This is a genomic window from Pseudoxanthomonas daejeonensis, assembly GCF_010093205.1.
GTDB lineage: Bacteria > Pseudomonadota > Gammaproteobacteria > Xanthomonadales > Xanthomonadaceae > Pseudoxanthomonas > Pseudoxanthomonas daejeonensis.
In genome coordinates this window covers 14,312-33,788 of sequence record NZ_PDWN01000008.1, presented here as the reverse complement: position 1 = coordinate 33,788, position 19,477 = coordinate 14,312, and the positions used below count along the sequence as shown (strand labels likewise).

The window sequence follows — 19,477 nt, the reverse complement described above, 5'->3', positions numbered from 1 at the left end:
GCGGCGCGATACCCGACCCCGTGGCGTAAGTACTTCCGCCAGCGCAACAAGGAAGGGGCCGCTTTCGCGGCCCCTTCGTCGTTACCAGATCCGCACCCGGTCTTCCGGGGCGACGTACAGCGGATCGCCTTCCTTGACGTCGAAGGCGCTGTACCAGGCGTCGATGTTCCGCAGCGGGGCGAAGGCGCGGATGTGGCCCGGCGAATGGGTGCCGTTGACCAGCTGCTGGCGCAGGGCGTCGTCGCGCCACAGGGTGCGCCACACCTGCGCCCAGCCCAGGAACAGGCGCTGCTCGCCGCTGAAGCCGTCGATCACCGGCGCCGGCTTGCCGCCCAGCGAGCGGCGGTAGGCCTCCAGGGCGATGGTCAGGCCGCCGAGGTCGCCGATGTTCTCGCCCATCGCGGTGCGGCCATTGATGTGCATGTCCGGCAGTTGCGGGAACTTGAAGGCCTCGTACTGCGCGCCCAGCTTCGCGGCCTGCGCCTCGAACTTGGCCGCGTCCTCGGCCGTCCACCAGTCGCGCAGCACGCCGGCGCCGTCGGACTTGCGGCCCTGGTCGTCGAAGCCGTGGATGATCTCGTGGCCGATCACGCCGCCGATGCCGCCGTAGTTCACCGCCGGGTCGGCCTTGGGATCGAAGAACGGCGGCTGCAGGATCGCGGCCGGGAACACGATCTCGTTCTTGACCGAGTTGTAGTAGGCGTTGACGGTCTGCGGGGTCATGCCCCACTCGGCCTTGTCGACCTGCTTGCCCAGGCGGGCGCGGCGGTAATCCCACTCGAACTGGCGCGAACGCAGCGCATTGCCGACCACGTCGCCGTTGGCGACCTGCAGGCTGCTGTAGTCGCGCCACTTCTCAGGATGGCCGATCTTCAGGCCGAAGCCCGCCAGCTTGGCGTGGGCCTCGGCCTTGGTCGCCGGACTCATCCACTCCAAGGTGTCCAGGCGCGCGCCCATGGCCGCCTTCACGTTGGCCACCAGCGCGTCCATCTTGGCCTTGGCGTCGGCCGGGAAGTACAGCTTCACGTACTCGCGGCCGATCGCCTCGCCGAGGCTGCCTTCGACCAGGGCGACGCCGCGCTTCCAGCGCTCGCGCTGCTCGAGCTGACCGGACAGGAACTTGTCGCGGAACTCGAAATGGGCGTTGGCGAACGGGCTGGACAGCAGCGGCGCGGCCTCGTCGATGGCGTGGAAGGCCTGCCAGGCCTGCAGCGTGGCCACGTCGGCGCTGGCGAAGATCTTCGCCAGCTTCGGGATCGCGGTGCTCTGGCGCACCACCGCGCGGTCGCCGTCGCCGACGCCGGCGGCGGCGAAGTAGGTCGCCCACGGGAAGCCCGGGGCGTAGGACTCGATGCGGTCGAACGGCACCGGGTTGTAGGTCTTGTCGCGGTCGCGGCTTTCGGCGCGGGTCCAGTGCGCTTCGGCAATGCGGGTCTCCAGCGCCAGCACCGCCGCCGCGCTGCCCTTCGGGTCGTTCCAGCCGCCCAGCTCCAGCAGCTGCGCGATGTAGGCCAGGTAGCGCTCGCGCTGCGGCGCGAAGTTGTCGCGCAGGTACATCTCGCGGTCGCCCAGGCCCAGGCCGGACTGGCTCATATACAGGGTGTAGCGGTCCGGGTCGCGCTGGTCGTCGGAAACGCCCAGGCCGAACAGGGTCACGTTGAAGGTGTCGCGCGCGCCCATCAGCGCGGCCAGCGCGGCGTGGCTGTCGGCCTGGCGGATGCGCGCCAGCATCGGCTGCAGCGGCGCGGCGCCGAGCTGTTCGATCGCCGCATCGTCCATGAAGCCGCGGTAGACGGCGGCGATCTTCGCGCCATCGCCGCCGCTGGCCGGATCGCCGAGCGCATGGCCCTCCACCAGCGCGCGCACGCGCGCCTCGGAAAGGTCGCGCAGCACCCGGAACGAGCCGTAGCTGGACTGGTCGGACGGGATCGGGGTGTTCTCCGCCCAGGTGCCGTTGACGTAGCCGAAGAAGTCGGCGCCCGGCGCGGTGGCCCGATCCATGCCGGCGGTGTCGATGCCCCAGCTGCCATAGCGGGTCGCGACGGTGGTGTTGCCGCCAGCGCTGTCGCCGGCGCCCTCGTACAGCCATTGCAGCGAGCAGGCCTCGTCGGCGCAGGCGTGGGTGTCGTGGGCGCTCGCCTGGGCGGCGAAGCCAAGGGCCAGCAGGGTCGCGGCGGTCAGCAGGGTCTTCTTCAAGGGATCTCCGTGGTCGGTGGCGGTCGTGCCAGGCGGCCCCTCAGGGTAGTTGCATGCGACATCAGGCACGGGTGCCGGAAGTCGGGGGTCGGGGGCCGGAGGAGCGCGCGCGGACGCGGGCGTCGGCGCGGCGACGGGCAGCAGCCGGGTAGGGCCTGGGCTTGTGGCGGGCGGCGCCGCGCCGCCTATTCAGCCGGTTCCGGCGCGCAGAGGGAGTTGCTGTACATGCCGGAGCGGTCGAAGCAGCAGGCGCGCCGTTGGCCCTTTGCGAGCTTGTCGCAAGCCACCGCGATACGTTTGACCCGGGTCTCGGCCTTCTTGCCCGAGGTGACCCACAGGATCCAGTCGCGGCGCGCGACCGCGCTGATGTCGTCCCAGGTCGCGCGTGCTGGCGGCTGCGCGGCCAGCGCCGCTTCCAGGTCGGCCGGCACCTTCGGCTGCGGCTCCTCGGCCACGGGCGCCACCTGCACCGCGACCGTCGCCCCGGCTGCAACGCCGGCAGCCTGCGCCAGTTCCGCTTCGACCTTCATCCAGTGGCCGCCCTTGCCGTCCGGATCCAGCGTGGCCTGGAACGGCTGACCCTCCAGGGTGCCGTCGACGCTCGCCTGGCTGCGGGTGGGGAGCGCATCGCTTGCCTGCTGCGGCAGCACGAAGAACAGCCAGTCGGCGTCCGCCGGCTTTGCCGGGCGCAGCAGGCGGGCCTTGAACCTCGTGGGAGCAGTGGCCTTGGGCATGCGCGGACGATACACCGCAGCGGCGGATGGCCGGTACCGGCAGGGATTTCCTGCGGCTAGGGATTTGCGATCTTGTGGTAAGCGAAGGTCCCCGACACGCCCTGCCAGAAGAAGTAGCCGAAGATGATCGCCATCGGGACGCCGGTGACCCCTACCTGCATGGCCAGCAGGATCTTGGACGCGATGAAGTAGCAGAACATGACGACGGCGCAGGTGCGGCTCTTCCTGTAGATGCCGAACGCGAGGCCGAAGATCAGGGCGACATCGATCAGCTCCCATGCCGAGAAGCCCAGGACGTCGGTGCCCGACATGGCGACCAGCGTGGCCGCGAGCGTGATGCCGCCGGAGAAGATCGCCGCCACCCAGGCGTGCCTGATCTTCTTCAGGACTTCGTCCGGGACGTCCGCGTTCGACCCGCCGATGTGGGCCGCGGGTGCGGAGTATGGATTTTCCATTGCGATTCCCCTGTGGTGGTTGATGGCTGCCCCGGTCGGGACGCGCGGATCCGACTGGCCGGTTCCTGCTGCCGCTCCCGCACAAGTCCTGCAGATGCCGAGTCGCTACCGCGCGTGCAGCGGGTTGTCCGCGCCCTCAGTTGCACCACTGCTGCTCGCAGGGCACCCCGTCGTTGTCGCCATCCATCTTCGTCCCGGGGCAGTGGCGGATGAAGTACGTCGCCTCCGTGCAGGAGCGCATCTGCGAGCAGTGGGTGCGTCCATCGCAGGTGAAGCGCTGCGCTTCGGGCGCACGGGCCGGCGCAGGCGCGTCCGCGGCCGGCTGCGCGCGACGGGCCAGGTCGGCTACCTGCGCTTCGGGCCCGGGACTGCGTTCCTTGAACTTGCCGTAGCCGTACCAGGCGAGTGTGCCCAAGAACAGCAGGACGATGAGGTTCCTCACGGCTCGACTCCCGGCAGGGGACCGGACGAAGCACCTTCCACGAGCTCCAGGCGCTGTCCGGTTTCCTCGTCCTGCAGCACCGCCCGGTCGACCACCCACTGGCCGAAACTCTTCGTGGCCTTCATGTAGACGGTGCCTTCGCCCCTGGGTCCTTCTGCACTGAACGACAGATTGGCTTCACCGTCTGGACCGGAGGTCTGGATGCCGCCCATCGGGATGCCGGTGGAAATCGGCTGGCCCAGCAAGTCCACGGCGGCGGGGTTGGCCTCCAGCGCCTGGACGGTGAGCCGGTAGGGCTCGGAATGTTTCAGCGTGGCGAAGACCGCCGCGAAGATGCCGACCAGCAGCAACACGAACAGCAGCAGCGCGGCCAGTCCCCACCACGCCCACTTGCGCTGCGCGGCCTTGAACGCCTCGACGCTTTCCCAGCGTTTGTTGCGCCACGCCCAGGCGCTGCCGCGGGCGCCCAGCACGAACGGCATCACCATGTTGGCGAACGGCACGAACATGAGCAGCGCGATGAAGGTGTTGTTGCACACTCCCCAGATCCAGGTGAGCACGAATGCTCCCCAGTTCCAGCGATCGATCTCCGGCGGCACCACTGCGGCGTCGCCGCCCCCCGACGTGTTCTCCATGTCGCCCCTGCCGCGCTCGACGCGGAACCGTTCCCCTCCCCAGGGGATGTGCGCTGGATACTCCGGCTGCAAGGGACCAGCGTCAATGGACGCCCGGGGCTGCAGCAGGGGTGCGGGTGCGGGAGCCGGAGCCGAAGCGAGGGCAACTGCGCCAGCTCCGCGAATGGTCCGCTTTTTTAACCGTTCATGAGGTTCGCCGCGATTTCGCCCATGATTTGACCGGGGCCTGTGGACACCGCGTGGCCACGTGGGCAGATTTTTCGGAAAGCAGGGGGCGCCGGACAGGTATGGAAGTGGAACCGGGAAGGGTCGGTGATGCCGCGACGACACGGACCGTGGGTGCCGACCTGCTGGCCCTGGGCGCGCTCGTCACCGGGATGGAATGCGTGCTGGCCGCCGAGGTCACCCCCTCGGCATGGCGCGCGGTGGCGGTGCACGGCCAGTGCAGGCTGGGGGTCCGGGCAGGCAGCGCGCTGGACCCGGCACTGACGTTCTGCAACGAGGTGCGTGCCCGCGGCGAGCCGGTGTACTTCGGCAACGCCGGGCTGGAAGCGCGTTTCCGCGACAGCCCGCTGGTGCGCGAACACGGCATCCACAGCCATGTCGCGGTGCCGTTGCGAACCCGCGACGGCCGCCTGTTCGGCACGCTGTGCGCGTTCGATGCGCAACCGCGCCCGGTCAGCGCCGCGATGGTCGAGGGCATGCAGCGCCTGGCCCGCCTGTTCGGCGCGCTGCTCGACGACACCAGCGACCGCCTCTCCGCCAGCGTCGAACTGACCGACAGCGCGTTGCGACTCACCCAGTCCCGACTGGCGCTTGCGGAATCCAGGCAGGAACTGTTCGACGCGCAGGCCGTGGCCAAGCTGCGCGAGGAGTTCATCGCGGTACTGGCCCATGACCTGCGAAATCCCCTGCAGGCCATCCGCATGGCCACCGAGATGTTCGGGATGGCCGCGCTCCCGGCGGCACAGGAGCGCCTGGTCTCGCACCTTCATCGCAGCGCCGAGCGGATGAGCGAGCTGATCGAAACGACCATGGATTTCGCGCGCGGACGCCTGGCCGGGGGCATCGCCCTGGACGTGCGGCCCTGCGCCACGCTGCAGGCGCACCTGGCGGGAGTGGTCGATGAAGTCCGGCAGGGCCATCCGGGACGGCGGGTGCTGGCCGTGCTGGACATCGACCACGCGGTGGAGTGCGACGAGTCGCGGCTGGGACAGATGCTCAGCAACCTGCTGATCAACGCGCTGGTGCATGGCAGCACCGAAACCACGATCCAGGTGATGGCGGTGACCACCGACACGACGCTGCGGATCAGCGTGGCCAACCGCGGCGTCATCCCGGTCGACGAGGTCGGACGCATCTTCGAACCGTTCGAGCGGCCCGCCGACCGTCGGCTGGCACCTGGGCTCGGCCTGGGCCTGTACATCGCCTCGCAGATCGCCGTGGCCCACGGCGGGGAGCTGCGCGTGTTTTCCTCCGAAGCGGCGGACACGCTGTTCGAGTTCTCCTTGCCGCTGAAGGCCGGCGCGCACTGAGCGACGCAACGGTGGCGGTGCGATCACCTGCCTGCCGGACGCGCTGACACGGGTCGCGATACCGGCGTGCACGAGCCGGCATGGGGAACACGATCGCCTACGTGGAACCCGAGGCGCCTCGCAGCCGCGCGGCCAATCCCGACACGCGGCTGGCGTGCCGGGCCAGCGCCGCTTCCAGGATCGGGCCGCTGGCTGCCAGATGCAGTTCGCGGCGGGCGCGGGTAAGGCCCGTGTAGACCAGTTCGCGCGAGAGCACGCGGCTGTCGTTGCCCGGCAGCTGCAGCCAGACCTCGTCGAACTCCGAGCCCTGCGCCTTGTGCACGGTCATGGCGAAGGCGCTTTCGTGCGCGGGCAGGGTCGCCGGATGGAACGCGCGCGGCTCGTCGGCGCTTTCGCCGGGGAACCACGCCATCAGCTGGCCGGCGGCGTCGCGCAGGCAGATGCCGGTGTCGCCGTTGAACAGGCGGTGGCGGTAGCTGTTCTCGGTGACGAGCAGCAGGCGTCCGTGGAAGAAGGCGGCGTCGCCGCGCGCGGGATGGGCATTGCCGCGCGCCGGCGCGGCGGCGAGGCGACCCGTGAGCAGCGCTTCGATCCGCGTGTTGAGACTGCGCGCGCCCTGTGGACCGTCGCGCACGGCGGTGAGCATGCGCAGCTCGCCGGCCCGGGCCAGTGCGGTGGCCGGATCGGGTGCGTTGGCCAGTGCGCCCCAGTGCGCGAGCAGGCGTTCGCGCTGGGGGGCTTCGGCGAGTGGATCGGCCAGCGTGGGGTGGTAGTGCACGCCGTCGAGCTGCCCGGCGCGCAGCAGGCGCAGCGCTTCGCCGGTGTCGCCTTCGCGCACGGCCGCGGCCAGCGGCGCCAGGTCGAGCGCGGCGGACTGGCGCCAGCCGCGCAACAGGTGCACGTGACGGGCGGGGAAGGCGCTGCGCGCGTCGCCGGCATCGATGGCCGATGCATCGATGCCGCCCAGCAGCGGGTGCAGCGCGGTCGCGTCTTCGGCCGCAAGGCGCAGGCCATCGCCGGCGGCGGCGAGGATGCCGCTGAGCACGTCGCCGGCTTCCACCGACGGCAGCTGGTCGGGATCGCCGAGCAGGACCAGGCGCGCGCCGTCCGGCACCGCTTCGACCAGCTTGGCCATCAGCGGCAGGTCGATCATCGAGGCTTCGTCGACCACCACCAGGTCCACTTCCAGCGGGTTGCCGGCGTGGTGGCGGAACTCGGGTGCGTCCGGGCGCGTGCCGAGCAGGCGGTGCAGGGTGGATCCGGTGGTGGCCAGCGGCGCCAGCAGTTCCGTCTCGATGCCGTCGGCGGCGAGCAGCTGCGCGGCCTTGCGCAGGCTTTCGGCCATGCGTTCGGCGGCGCGGCCGGTGGGCGCGGCCAGGGCGATGCACGGCGCGGCCTGCCCCGCAGCGGCGGCGCGCGCGGCCAGCAGGACCAGCAGGCGCGCGATGGTGGTGGTCTTGCCGGTACCCGGTCCGCCGGTGACCAGCAGCAGGCGCTGGCGCAGGGCCACGGCGGCGGCGCGGGCCTGGCGGTCGTCGCCGCCGCCGGCGTGCGGGAACAGGCGCGTGAACAGCGGTGCGAGCGCGGCCAGAGCGACATCGTCGCTGGAGTCGGCGCCGCCGAGCCGCTTCAGGCCGGCGGCCAGGCGGCGTTCGTACTCGCGGTAGCGGCGCAGGTAGAGCAGGCCGTGTTCCAGCACCAGCGGTGCGTCGGCGGCGGTTTCCGCATCGCCCGCCTGCGGCGTGGCGACCCAGGGCGAAGCTTCGAGCACGCGCTGCCATTCGACCGGCGCTGGCCAGTCGATCGCGGCATCGACCAGGTCGTGCGGACGCGAAAGACGGAACCCGGCATGGCCGGCGGAGACCGCCAGCGAGGCCAACGCCGCGGCGGTGGCGACTTCGTCGGGTGTATCCGGATCGAGCCGGCGCAGGCTCAGGCCCAGCGCATGGTCGACGGTACGCAGTTGGCCGCGCAGGGCGTCGAGCAGGCTCATGCCGCCGCTCCCTGCGCCAGGCCGGCGAACAGCGCGTCGACCGCGTGCACCAGTTCGGGATCGAAGCGCCAGGCCTGCACGCCGGGCGACACACCGGACGAGCAGGCGCGGCTGGCGTCGAGCCCGCGGCAGAACAGGTAGCGCACGCCGCCGAAGTCGCGCGCGTAGTCGTAGGCCGCGCCAAGGCGGAAGCGCAGCCAGCGGTGCAGTGCGACGGTGTAGACCAGCGCCTGCAGCGGGTACTCGCTGTGCTCCATGGCTTCGGCCATGGCCGGCGCGTTGTAGGCCGGCAGGCGGTTGGACTTGTAGTCGAGCACGTACCAGCGGCCGTCGTGGAGATAGGTCAGGTCGATCAGGCCGGTCATCAGGCCCTCGAGCTGGCGGCGGCCGCCGAAACCCTGGCGCGTGCGCAGCAGGCCATGCGCGTGCAGCAGGGCGAGCAGGCGGTCGACGCGCGTGGGTGCAAGCGCGAACTGGAACTCGATTTCGGGGCGGCGCTGCGCTCCGGGCAGCTCGGCCAGGCGTACGCCTTCGGGCAGGGCGACGGTGAGCGTCTGCCCGGCCAGCGTCGTGAGCACGTCGATGCCGGCTTCGACTTCGTCGGCGGCGTAGCCGCCGCGGCGCAGGGCTTCGACGACGCGTTCGTGCTCGCCGGCCGGTGCGGGATCGCCGGCACGCCAGTCGCGCCAGGCGGTGAAATCGGCGTGCTCGAACACTTCATGCAGGACCACGCCGAAACGCGCGCCGGCGAAGCGCGGGTCGAAGCCGTCGTCCGCGTTCGCCAGGGCGGCGGCGTCCTCAGCCGCGGCAGGCTCGTCGCGGCCGCCAGCGGCCGGCTGGGTGGCGGCGCTGGAAGGATCGTGGCCGGTGTCGGCATTGGCCAGCTGGGTGAAGCTGTAGACCCACCAGTCGCTGGCCAGCGAACGGGTCGGGCGACGCGCGGGCGGCACTTCGCCTTCGGCCTGCGGCGGCAGCCAGGGCAGCGACGCCGGCGCCTGCTTCGGATCGACGGCAATACTGCCGGGTGCGCGCGCGGCGAGCGCGGCGGGGTCCTGCACCATCGACCACAACGGCGACTGGGCGTGGTTGTAGAACGCGCCGGTGGCCAGCCACAGCGCGTCGCGGGCGCGGGTCAGGCCTACGTAGAGCAGGCGTGCGTCCTCGGCGCGCTGCGCACGCTTCCACGCCTCGGCCGCGTCCGCCCAACCGCTGGTCGCGGCCTGCAGCTTCCAGTGCAGCACCCGGCCATCGCCTCCATGCACCACCACGCGGCGGCCGGGTTCCGGCGACTTGCCGCCGATGCCCACGAAAGGCAGGAACACCAGCGGGTACTCCAGTCCCTTGCTCTTGTGCAGGGTCACCACCTGCACGCGGCGCGCATCCGATTCCAGGCGCAGGAGCTGCGCATCGTCGTCGGCGCTGGCGACGGCAATCGCCTGCTCCAGCCAGTCGACCAGGCCGTGCAGGCCCGGCGCGGCGCGCAGCGCTTCCTGCAGCTGCTCGGCCAGCTGCAGGTAGTTGGTCAGGCGACGCTCGCCATCGAGCAGGCCGAGCAGGCGGGTGGCGTGCTGCGCGCAAAGATCGCTGACCAGGGCCAGCGGGCCGCCGCGGTCCAGGCGCTCGCGCCAGCCGAGAGCGGCGTCCTGCCACTGGCGCAACGCCGGGCGGTCGCCCTCCAGCGTGGCCAGGCGTTGCGCGTCCTCACCGACCAGCACCGTGGCCAGCGCCGCACGCAGGCGTTGTTCGTCGCCGCCATGCAGCAGCGCTTCCAGCAGCACATGCAGTTCGTGCGCCTCGGCGGTGGCGAACAGGCTCTGCCTGCCGGCGGCCACCGCGGGGATGCCGACCCGGGCCAGGGCCTCGCGGATCATCGTGGCCTCGCTGTGCTTGCGCACCAGCACGGCGATGTCGCCCGGCTGCACCGGCCGGCCGTCGATCGCGGCGCGACCGGCGCGGGCGTCGGTGAGCACGGCGTAGATCGCGGCCACGCAGGCGCTGGTGGCGAGTTCGCGCGAACGGCCGGCGCTGTGCGCCTTCTGCTCCGGTGGCGGCGCCTGCCACAGCACCAGCGCCGGTGCGGGCGTGCCGTCGCGCAGGTAGTCGGCATCGGCGCGCTTGCCGCCGGGCTGCACCGCGTGGAATTCGATGCGCGGGTCGACGAAGGGCGGGCCCAGCTTGTCGTCGTTGCCGGCCGCGACGTCGGCCTGCGCATACAGCGCCTCGATCGCGCCGAGTACGGCGGGACGGGAGCGGAAGTTGTGCGACAGCGGCGGCGCCTGTTCGGCGGTGGCGCGCGCGGCCAGGTAGGTTTCCACGTCGCCGCCGCGGAAGCCGTAGATGGCCTGCTTGGGATCGCCGATCACGAACAGCGCCGGGTCGTCGTTGCCGGCGCCGAACACGCGGTCGAAGATCCTCCACTGGCGCGGGTCGGTGTCCTGGAACTCGTCGACCAGGGCGATGGCGTACTGCGCGCGCAACTGCCGCGCGAGCCCGTCGGCGTGCTCGCCGTCCAGCGCATCGGCGACGCGGTCGATCAGGTCGTCGTAGGTCTGCACCCGCAACTGCTGCTTCTGCGCGGCCAGGCGGCGTCGCGCGTCCTCGCGGATGCGATGAAGCAGCGTGGTGCGGCGCGCCTCCTGGTAGTCGCCCATCGCCGCCAGTGCGGCGGCGTAATCCTCCACGGCGCCGCACAGCGGCGAGTCGGGCGTGCGCCCGGCGAATTTGCCGTTGGTGCGCGCCTGCAGGGTCTGCCGGTGCAGCTGCGGCAGCTTGGCATGCTCGAATGGCCGCCGTGGATCGCCGGCCGCGCACCAGCGGCGCAGCGCGGCGAACAGGTCTTCGATCCACTCGACCTTGTAGCTGCCGCCATGCAGGACCTTGCCGTCCACCGCCGCCAGCAGCGATTCGCGGAAGCCGTCCCCATGGGTGCGCGCCGATTCCACCAGCGCTGCGGCGGCGGCGTGCAGTGCCGGCATCGGGTCGGGCAGGGGAGCAGGCAGTGGCGGCTGCAGCACCGCTTCGCGGACCAGCAATGGCAGGTCCTGCGCCAGCGCCTCGTGACCCTGCGGCCACAATGCGGCGAGGTCCTCGACGCTGTCGTCGTCGCGGGTATGCGCGCGCCACAGGTCGGCGGCGATGGCCTCGCGCAGGGCGAGGTCGTTGGCCAGCAGTTCCGGGGCGTGGAAGCCCTGGCCGCTTTCCAGCGCGTGCTCGCGCAGCACCCGTGCGCAGAAGCCATGGATGGTGAACACGGCGGCCTGGTCGATGCCGTCGGCGGCGGCGCTCAGGCGGCGCTGCACGGCCTCGCGCGGTTCGCCGCTCGCCTCCACGTGCGCTTCGATCAGCGCGGCGGTGAGCGAGGCCTCGGGACTGGCGCCGTCGTACGGCGTGCCGGCGGCGATGTCGGCGGCCAGCAGCAGGCGCCGGCGTACGCGGGCACGCAGTTCCTGGGTGGCCGCCTCGGTGAAGGTGACGGCGAGGATGCGTTCGACCGGCAGCGTGCGTTCCAGCACCAGCCGCACCACCAGGGTGGCCAGGGTGAAGGTCTTGCCGGTGCCGGCCGAGGCTTCGATCGCGCGCACGCCGGACAGCGGCAACGCGAGGTAGGCGTCCTGCGCGCTCACGCGGCGTCCTCCGCGTCCCAGGCATCGGCCAGGCCGCTGAGAGCTTCCGGATCCACGCCTGCGTAGACCTTGCCTTCGACCACCGCGGCGAACACCGCCATCGTCGTGTCGGCGAACTGCAACAGCATGGCGTCATCGGCGAACGGATCGCGCCCGCGCAGGGCGAGCCGCAGCGCCGGGTCCTCGCCTTCGGCGAAGCCCTGGCCGTTGCCGCGCCACTTCGCGCTGGCCTGCTTCACTCCGAAATCGAAGCGCTCGCTGTAGCGGTACAGCTCCCAGCTGCTGTACGGGGCGAACGGCAGCGGTTCGCGCAGGCCCTGCGCGCGCAGCTGCAGCAGCCGGCCCAGCACCTGCCTGGCCACCGCGGGCGACAGCGGCTCGCGGAGGTGCGGGCCGGGCCCATGGTCTTTCGTCTCGTGGAACTCCACCAGCGGCAGCGCCATGCCGGCGGCGGAGGCCAGCAGCCAGTCCAGGCCGTGGCGGATCGCCGAGGGCCCGTTGCGTTCGCCGAAGCGCAGGCGGGCCAGGCCGTGCGACCAGGCGTTCTCGATCCGGCCGTGCAGGCGCACGCCTTCGACCTCCATCTCAGGCAGCGCGAGCGACTGCGGCTGCGCCGCGCCGCGCCAGTCGAGGAAGGCTTCCGCGTACGGCGCCAGCTCGCCGCGCATCGCGGCCAGCACGCGTCGACCCGATGCGCCCGACGGCAGCAGGCCCCGGGCGCGCAGCAGCGCGTGGGTGGTGGCGGCGTCCTCGTCGCGCAGCAGCGCTTCGAACACGGCCTGCTGCAGGCGCGCCTTCTCCAGGCCGCCGCCGGGACCGGACAACGGTTCGATATCCTCGCCCGCGGCTTCGACCTCCGGCAGCTGCAGGCCCATGCGCCGCACCAGCGCGCGCGCCGGGTGCAACAGGAAACGTCGCAGTTCGTCGACCTGCAGCGACGCGTCGGCATCTTCCATCGTGGCCGGCAACGCTTCGCCGGCGAACCAGGGCGGCAGCGCGGTGCGCCGGGTCGCCGGTTGCGCCGCGGCGGCGCGCCAGGCTTCGCGATAGGAGAAGCGGCGCGGCTCGTCGCCGGCACCGAACGCGGCCGGCGAGAACGGCTGCAGCGGGTGGTGCACGACCAGGTCGCGCGCCGCGGCTTCCGGATCGGCGTGGTGGGCCCTGGCCACGTCGATCAGCTCGGACACCAGCACCGACGGCTCACGCTCGCTGCCGTCGCGCGGATCCTTGCCGATCCAGCTGACGTAGAACACGTCCTGCGCGGCGACCATCAGCTGCAGGAACAGGAAGCGGTCGTCGTCGCGGGTGGAACGGTCGCCTGCCCTGCGATCGGCGGTGCCCAGTTCGGCGGTGAGGCGGTTGAGGCCGGCGGCCGGATCGCGGCGCGGGAACTCGCCATCGTTCATGCCCAGCACGCAGATCGCGCGGAACGGCAGCAGGCGCATCGGCACCATGCGACCGATGCTGACGCCGCCGGTGAGCAGCGGCGCGCGGGTATCGGCTTCGGCCAGCGCGTCGGCGAAGTGCGCGCGCACCGCTTCGGCCGGCACCGGCGCGTCGTAGCCGGCGCGACCGGCGGTGGCGGCGAAGGCGTCGACCAGGCTGCGCAGGCGGTCCAGCGCGCGCTGCGTGGCCGGGCTCGATGGCGAGCGCGGCAGCAACGCGTCGAGCAGGCGAAGCAGGCGCTCGCGCCATTGCGACGGGGGCATGGCTTCGCCGAGCACGCGCGCATGCAAGGCGAGCACGCGCAGCAGCCGCACCAGGGTATCCAGCGCATCCAGCGCGCCGCCTTCGAGCAGTGGCAATGGCGCCAGCACCTGGCCGCCGGGCAGCACGATCGGCTGCTCGCTGCCGGTGGCGTGGCCGAGCAGCAACCGGTCCAGGGCGAAGGCCCAGGTATAGGCCTCGTCCGCCGGCGCCTCCAGCCGTGCGCGATGGCCGGCATCGATGCCCCAGCGCGCGCCGGCCGTTTCCAGCCAGGATTGCAGCCGTTCCAGCGCCGGTGCGTCCAGGCCGTTGGCCTCGGCCAGCGCCGGCGTGGAAAGCAGGTCGAGTACTTCATGCAGGCCGAAGCGCGAGACCGGCAGCGCCAGCAGGCGCAGGAACAGTTCCGCCAGCGGCTCGTTGGCCAGCGGGCTGGCGTCGGCCAGCGCGTAGGGAATGGCGTCGTCCTGGCCGCGACGGCCGAACACCGCGTCCAGGTACGGCAGGTACGGATCGATGTCCGGCGCCAGCACCGCGACCTCGCGCGGCTGCAGCGGCGGATCGAAGCGCGGGTCGTCGAACAGGCCGCGCAGCTGGTCGTGCAGCACCTGCAGTTCGCGCAGTCGGGTGTGGCAGGCGTGCAGCTGCAGGCTGGGATCCTTGCGGTCGATCCCGGCGCGCGCCGGTCCGCCCGGCATCGCACGGCGATGGAACAGGTCCGACTGCAGGCGACGCAGCAGGCTGCCGTGCAGCGCGCCGCCACCTTCGCCCGGATCGACGTGCACGGCGAAGTCGGCCGAGGCGTGCACCACCTCGTAGTCGCCGACCATGCGCATGAAGTCGACGCCCGCCGCGCCCCAGCGCTGCAACAGCGGGTGCTCGGCGGTGTCGTCGCGCGGTTCGCCGCGACGCAGGCGCTGCAGGTCGCCCCAGTAATCGGCCACCGGCGAGGGCACGAAGCAGTGCAGGCTGCCGACCCGCGCCTGGGTGGCGATCACCCGCAGCACGTCCGGCGAGACATTGAGCGTGGCGAACGCCGACAGCCGCGGCGGCAGTCCGGCCGGCAGCGGGCCGCCGGCCGTGCCGAAGCGTTCGAGGTACTGCTGGATGCGACGGGCGCGGTGCGCGCGGCCGCTGGCGACGCGGCGCCAGAGGATGGCCTGCGGGTCGCCGGGGTCGGCCCCGGCTTCCCAGCGCAGCAGCCAGTCACGGCGCCAGGCCTGGTATTTCTCGAACACGCCGGCCAGTTCGCCGGCCAGCGACCAGGCGCGCAGCGGATCGCCGCCACCGACGTGCGCGGCGATGCCGGCGAGCGCCGGATCCGCCAGCAGTGCCGGGTCGGTCAGCGCCGCATACAGGTGCCAGTGCAGGCTGGCCGCATCGAGTTCGTCGCGGGGCTCGTCACGCACCGCCGCCTCGCCCGGCGGCGGATTGGCCGCCAGCGCGCGGCCGACGAATTCGCCGGGGGTGAGGAATTCGAGGTTCGCGGCCACGCCGTGCGCGGCGGCGAGGGTGGCCTGCAGCCAGCGGCGCATCGCCACCTGCGGGATCAGCACGACCTCGGGCGCCAGCAGCGACTGCCCGGGCGCCGGTTCGTGCAGCACTTCGGCCAGGATGCCGGCCAGCACGTCCAATGCATTGGAGTGGTAGAGGCGGAAGTCGGTGGCCGGGCCGGTCATCGCCCCATCTTGCCGCAGCGGCATCGCAGCAGGCGAGACGCGCCGCGCCGGCGCACCCGGCCTACGCCGCAAAGGAAACCGGGTTCGCCGGGCATGAGCATTCACTCGACGCAGGACCTTGCTGCGTTCCAGTGGCGTGCTGGAATTCCTGTACTGAGGGGTTCAGTCGATAGGTTAAGATTCAGTTTCCTCGACGCATGATGCGTCGTTTGTCGCACGCGACCGCAACGCCCCCATGCCTGTCCAGACTGCCAATGCCGTCACCCTCAAGGGTGTCCGCCTCGACCGGGGTGGGCGCACGATCCTGCGCGACCTCGACCTGGTGGTCCCGGCGGGCAGCATCACCGCCGTGCTCGGCCCGTCGGGCACCGGCAAGTCGACCCTGCTGGCGGCGCTGACCGGCGAGCTGGTCCCGGCGACCGGCACGGTGCAGGTGTTCGGCGAAGCGGTGCCGCGCCGCAGCCGCGAGCTGCTGGAGATGCGCAAGGGCCTGGGCGTGCTGTTGCAGGGCAACGGCCTGCTCACCGACCTGAGCGTGGCCGAGAACGTGGCCCTGCCTTTGCGCACCCACACCCGCCTGCCCGAGCCGGTGCTGCAGCGGCTGGTGGCGATGAAGCTCAATGCGGTCGGCCTGCGCGCCGCCGCCGGCCTGTATCCGCGCGAACTGTCCGGCGGCATGGCCCGGCGCGTCGCGCTGGCCCGCGCGCTGGCGCTGGATCCGCCGCTGATGCTCTACGACGAGCCGCTGACCGGGCTGGATCCGATTGCTTCGGGCGTGATCATGAGCCTGATCCGGCGCCTGTCGCGCAGCCTGGGCCTGACCAGCATCATCGTCTCGCACCATGTGCACGAGACCCTGCCCATCGCCGACCAGGCGGTGGTGATCGCCAATGGCAGCATCGTGTTCGACGGCACCCCCGCGCAGCTGGAGGCCAGCGAGGATCCCCTGCTGCGGCAGTTCCTGCGCGGCGAACCGGATGGTCCCATTCCCTTCGAGAGCGCCCCCCTCGAACGCACCCGCGCGGAGGCAGGCTGATGGCCATCGCCGCCACCGTGCAATCGCTGGGCCGCGCCGGCCTGTTCTCGCTGTCGGTGCTGCGCGCCTCCCTGCCTACCCGCGATTTCTTCGCCGAACTCGTGCGCGAAATCTACAAGATCGGCGGCCGCTCGCTGCCGATCATCGCCGTGGGCGGCGCGTTCGTGGGCCTGGTGCTGACCCTGCAGGGCTATCGCACGCTGACCACCTTCGGGGCCGCCGATGCGTTGTCGACGCTGCTGGGCCTGTCGCTGTACCGCGAGCTGGGCCCGGTACTGACCGCTCTGCTGTTCATCGGCCGCGCAGGCAGTTCGATCGCGGCGGAGCTGGGGCTGATGCGCGCGACCGACCAGATCAAGGCGCTGGAGCTGATGGCCATCGATCCGATCGCCAAGGTGGTCGCGCCGCGCTTCTGGGCCGCGGTGCTGTGCGTGCCTTTGCTGACGGTGTTCTTCTGCTCGCTGGCGATCAGCGCCAGCTGGTTCCAGGCCGTGCAGGTGCTGGGCCTGGACAACGGCACGTTCTGGTCGGCGTTGCAGGGCAGCGTCGACTTCTGGGACGACTTCGGCGTGGCGCTGCTGAAGTCGGCCGTGTTCGGCGGTACCGCGGCGCTGGTCGCCTCGTACGTGGGTTTCCACGCCGAGCCGACCATCGAAGGCACCTCGGTGGCGACCACGCGCGCGGTGGTCAACGCCTCGCTGCTGGTGCTGATGCTGAACTTCGTGATGTCGGCGCTGCTGTTCCGCTAGTGCGAGTCCTCGCAATGCCCGCACATCCATGTGCGGACACTGAATGAAACCCCGGGCTCCCGCCCTCAAGTTGTCACTCCGTTCAAACCGGCTCGTATAGGTAATCCCCATGGCAATCCGTGGTCCAAGACTCGAATTCGCGGTCGGCGCCTTCCTCGTGCTGGCGCTGGCCTCCTTGCTGGTGCTGGCGTTCGCCTCGACCAACCGCCAGTTCGGCTTTGGCGGCGGCAGCTATCCGCTGGTCGCGCGCTTCGCCAACCTCGGCCAGCTGCGCCTGCAGGCGCCGGTGAAGATCGGCGGCGTGGTCGTGGGCCGGGTCGAGAAGATCGACCTGGATCCGGTGAAGTTCGATTCGGTGGTCACCCTGGCCATCAACGATCGTTACAAGGACCTGCCGGCCGACACCTCCGCCGGCATCCTCACCAGCGGCCTGCTCGGCGAAAGCTTCATCGGCCTGCAGCCGGGCGGTGATCCCGAGCCGCTGCAGCCGGGCGACGAGATCGCCTACACCCAGCCGGCGATCGACCTGATCCAGCTGGTCGGCAAGTACATGTTCGGTGGTGCCGGTGCAGGTGCGCCGCCTCCGCCAACGTCCCAAGACCCGTCCCCCACGGAAGCGACACCGCAATGAACCGAGCCCTGATCCTGTCCCTCGTCCTGGCCCTGCCACTGCTCGCGGTCGCGCCGGTCGCCGTCCACGCCCAGCAGGCTGCCACGCCGGCCGCCACGCCGGCCGCCACGCCCGGCAAGCAGGTCGTCGACAACGGCACCCGCATCCTGACCACGCTGCAGGCGCGCCGGGCCGAGTTCCAGAAGAACCCGACCGCGCTGCGCACCTTCATCGACAGCGAACTGCGCAGCGTGTTCGACCGCGAATACGCCGCCAAGCTGGTGCTGGGCCCGCATGGCCGTGGCGCCAGCGACGCCGACGTGAAGCTGTTCGCCGACGCGATGACCGACAACCTGATGCAACGCTACGGCGCGGCGCTGGTGACCATCGAAGGCAAGCCGCGGATCCGCCTGAAATCCGAAACCCCGCTGCCGGGTGGCCGCGGCGTCAAGGTTTCCACCGAGGTGCTGCGCGAAGGCGGCAATCCGATCCCGGTCGACTACCTGATGCGCGACAACGGCGGCTGGAAGATCTTCGACGTGATGGTCGAAGGCGTGTCCTACGTGCAGACCTTCCGCAGCCAGTTCGATGCGCCGCTGCGGCAGAAGTCGATCGCGCAGGTCGCCGCGGACCTGCGCGCCGGCACCCTCCAGCCGCAAGCAGATGCCGATGGCGCACACTGATCCGGGCCACGGCCTGTCGCTGCATCGCGACGGGTCGGTCCTGCGCCTGGGCGGTCTCCTCGACCGCGCCGCGGCCACCGGGGCGTGGCCAGCGCTGCTGCCGCAGCTGGAAGGTGTGCGCACCGTGGACCTGTCCGGCGTGCAGCGCCTGGACAGCGCCGGGTTGGCGCTACTCGCCGAAGCCCTCGAGCGCCTCGACGCGCCGGTGATCGTCGGCACCCCGGACGGACTGGCCGAACTGCGTGCCGCCTACCGGCTGGACGCGGCGCTCGGCTTCGCGGATCCGGCGCCATGATCCTTGCGTCCAGGCTCCTCGCGCCCGCACTGCTGCTGATGCTGGCCGCGTGCGCCAGTGCACCCAAGCCCGCTGCTGACGCCGCGGCGCCACTGGCCACGCCCGTGGCCGGGACGACGGTGCCTGCGGACGCCGCGCGGGCGCCCGACCCGTCGCTGGAGGAAACGGCCGAAGGCGGTGTGCTCGCGCAGACCGCTGCGACGCCGGCACAAGAGGCCAGCCTGGCACCCGGGGTGGACGCGGCGGCCACCGCTGCACCGACCGCGGCCGAGGACGACTACGCGGCGCTGTACGGCGAGGCACCGGCGGCCACCCCGCAGGATGCGGACGCCGCGGATCCGGCGACAGCCGCGCGCTCGTCCTACGATCCGTGGGAGCCGATGAACCGCAAGATCCACGCGTTCAACAATGCGGTCGACCGCGCGGTCGCGCGGCCGCTGGCCCAGGCCTACGTGGCGGTGGTCCCGCAGCCGCTGCGGCTGGGCGTGACCAACTTCTTCGACAACCTCGGCTCGCCGCTGACCTTCGTCAACCAGGTGCTGCAGGGCCGGCCGCGCGACGCGGTGCAGACCCTGGGGCGCTTCGTGGTCAATTCGACCCTGGGCATCGGCGGCGTGTTCGATCCGGCCAGCGACCTGAAGATGAAGCGCCGCAGCGAGGACTTCGGCCAGACCCTGGGCATGTGGGGCTGGCGCAGCTCGCGGTTCGTGGAGCTTCCGCTGTTCGGTCCGCGCACCCTGCGCGACGTGTTCGGCCTGGCCGGCGACATGCCGCTGTCGGTCGTGCGCCGGGTCGAGGAGGACAAGATCCGGGTCACGCTGCAGGGCCTGCAACTGGTCGACACGCGCGCACAGCTGCTGTCGCTGGATGCGATGCGCGCGGATGCCGCCGACGACTACGCGCTGGTGCGCGATGCCTGGCTGCAGCGCCGCACCTTCCAGATCGAGGGCGACCGCCGCAACCGGGCCACCCAGCAAGGCGACCTGCCGGACTACCTGCGCGAAGAGGAAGAGCGCAATCCGATCGTGCCGGCCGACGCGATGCCGTTGCCGCTGCCCGGCGGCTGACCGGGCACCCCGCAGCACGCAGGAGCACGCACGCAGGAGCA

15 protein-coding genes are annotated in these 19,477 nt (G+C 71.6%); 7 read left to right on the top strand and 8 right to left on the bottom strand.

Annotated features, from left to right (window positions below; genetic code table 11):
- Positions 1–81: 81 nt before the first annotated feature.
- The 5 genes from CSC65_RS09230 to CSC65_RS09210 all read right to left on the bottom strand — a co-directional run bounded on the left by CSC65_RS09230 (position 82) and on the right by CSC65_RS09210 (position 4,462).
- On the bottom strand, positions 82–2,196 hold the full coding sequence (locus tag CSC65_RS09230; RefSeq protein WP_162410284.1) for a M13 family metallopeptidase: 2,115 nt from the start codon (positions 2,194–2,196) through the stop codon (positions 82–84).
- A 185-nt stretch (positions 2,197–2,381) separates the two neighbouring features.
- Entirely contained in the window at positions 2,382–2,930 is a 549-nt protein-coding gene (locus tag CSC65_RS09225) for a YdeI/OmpD-associated family protein (protein ID WP_162410283.1), read from the bottom strand.
- A 56-nt stretch (positions 2,931–2,986) separates the two neighbouring features.
- Positions 2,987–3,385, bottom strand: coding sequence for a hypothetical protein (locus tag CSC65_RS09220; protein WP_162410282.1), 399 nt, complete (start codon positions 3,383–3,385; stop codon positions 2,987–2,989).
- Between the two features lie 136 nt (positions 3,386–3,521).
- A complete protein-coding gene (locus CSC65_RS16200; protein ID WP_238390338.1) occupies positions 3,522–3,827 on the bottom strand; it encodes an excalibur calcium-binding domain-containing protein in 306 nt (101 codons plus the stop codon).
- Positions 3,824–4,462 carry a cytochrome c oxidase assembly factor Coa1 family protein gene (locus CSC65_RS09210; protein ID WP_162410281.1) on the bottom strand — a complete coding sequence of 213 codons (639 nt, stop codon included), beginning with the start codon at positions 4,460–4,462 and terminating at the stop codon, positions 3,824–3,826. The genes CSC65_RS16200 and CSC65_RS09210 overlap by 4 nt, the downstream gene beginning before the upstream one ends.
- Before the next feature lie 287 nt (positions 4,463–4,749).
- On the opposite strand from CSC65_RS09210, the gene CSC65_RS09205 reads away from it, so the two are divergent.
- Positions 4,750–5,997 (top strand): GAF domain-containing sensor histidine kinase, encoded by a 1,248-nt coding sequence (locus CSC65_RS09205; protein ID WP_162410280.1) that lies wholly within the window; start codon positions 4,750–4,752, stop codon positions 5,995–5,997.
- A gap of 97 nt (positions 5,998–6,094) precedes the next feature.
- On the opposite strand, the gene recD is transcribed toward CSC65_RS09205, so the two are convergent.
- From recD to recC, 3 genes are read right to left on the bottom strand one after another with little or no spacing between them, the layout of a single operon-like run.
- A complete protein-coding gene (gene recD, locus CSC65_RS09200) occupies positions 6,095–7,990 on the bottom strand; it encodes an exodeoxyribonuclease V subunit alpha (protein ID WP_162410279.1) in 1,896 nt (631 codons plus the stop codon).
- On the bottom strand, positions 7,987–11,613 hold the full coding sequence (locus CSC65_RS09195) for a UvrD-helicase domain-containing protein (protein ID WP_162410278.1): 3,627 nt from the start codon (positions 11,611–11,613) through the stop codon (positions 7,987–7,989). Before CSC65_RS09195 ends, recD begins: the two co-directional genes overlap by 4 nt.
- Positions 11,610–14,996 (bottom strand): exodeoxyribonuclease V subunit gamma, encoded by a 3,387-nt coding sequence (gene recC, locus CSC65_RS09190; RefSeq protein WP_162410277.1) that lies wholly within the window; start codon positions 14,994–14,996, stop codon positions 11,610–11,612. Before recC ends, CSC65_RS09195 begins: the two co-directional genes overlap by 4 nt.
- A 235-nt stretch (positions 14,997–15,231) precedes the next feature.
- Here recC and CSC65_RS09185 point away from each other — a divergent pair, with 235 nt between their 5' ends.
- From CSC65_RS09185 to CSC65_RS09160, 6 genes are all read left to right on the top strand, one after another.
- A complete protein-coding gene (locus CSC65_RS09185) occupies positions 15,232–16,032 on the top strand; it encodes an ABC transporter ATP-binding protein (RefSeq protein ID WP_162410276.1) in 801 nt (266 codons plus the stop codon).
- On the top strand, positions 16,032–16,781 hold the full coding sequence (locus CSC65_RS09180; protein WP_162410275.1) for an MlaE family lipid ABC transporter permease subunit: 750 nt from the start codon (positions 16,032–16,034) through the stop codon (positions 16,779–16,781). Before CSC65_RS09185 ends, CSC65_RS09180 begins: the two co-directional genes overlap by 1 nt.
- 109 nt (positions 16,782–16,890) lie before the next feature.
- Positions 16,891–17,412 carry an outer membrane lipid asymmetry maintenance protein MlaD gene (gene mlaD / locus CSC65_RS09175; RefSeq protein ID WP_162410274.1) on the top strand — a complete coding sequence of 174 codons (522 nt, stop codon included), beginning with the start codon at positions 16,891–16,893 and terminating at the stop codon, positions 17,410–17,412.
- Positions 17,409–18,074, top strand: coding sequence for an MlaC/ttg2D family ABC transporter substrate-binding protein (locus CSC65_RS09170; protein WP_162410273.1), 666 nt, complete (start codon positions 17,409–17,411; stop codon positions 18,072–18,074). Before mlaD ends, CSC65_RS09170 begins: the two co-directional genes overlap by 4 nt.
- Complete coding sequence (locus CSC65_RS09165; protein WP_162410272.1) at positions 18,061–18,369, top strand: STAS domain-containing protein; 309 nt, start codon at positions 18,061–18,063, stop codon at positions 18,367–18,369. The genes CSC65_RS09170 and CSC65_RS09165 overlap by 14 nt, the downstream gene beginning before the upstream one ends.
- On the top strand, positions 18,366–19,436 hold the full coding sequence (locus CSC65_RS09160) for an MlaA family lipoprotein (RefSeq protein ID WP_202922861.1): 1,071 nt from the start codon (positions 18,366–18,368) through the stop codon (positions 19,434–19,436). Before CSC65_RS09165 ends, CSC65_RS09160 begins: the two co-directional genes overlap by 4 nt.
- Positions 19,437–19,477 lie beyond the last annotated feature (41 nt).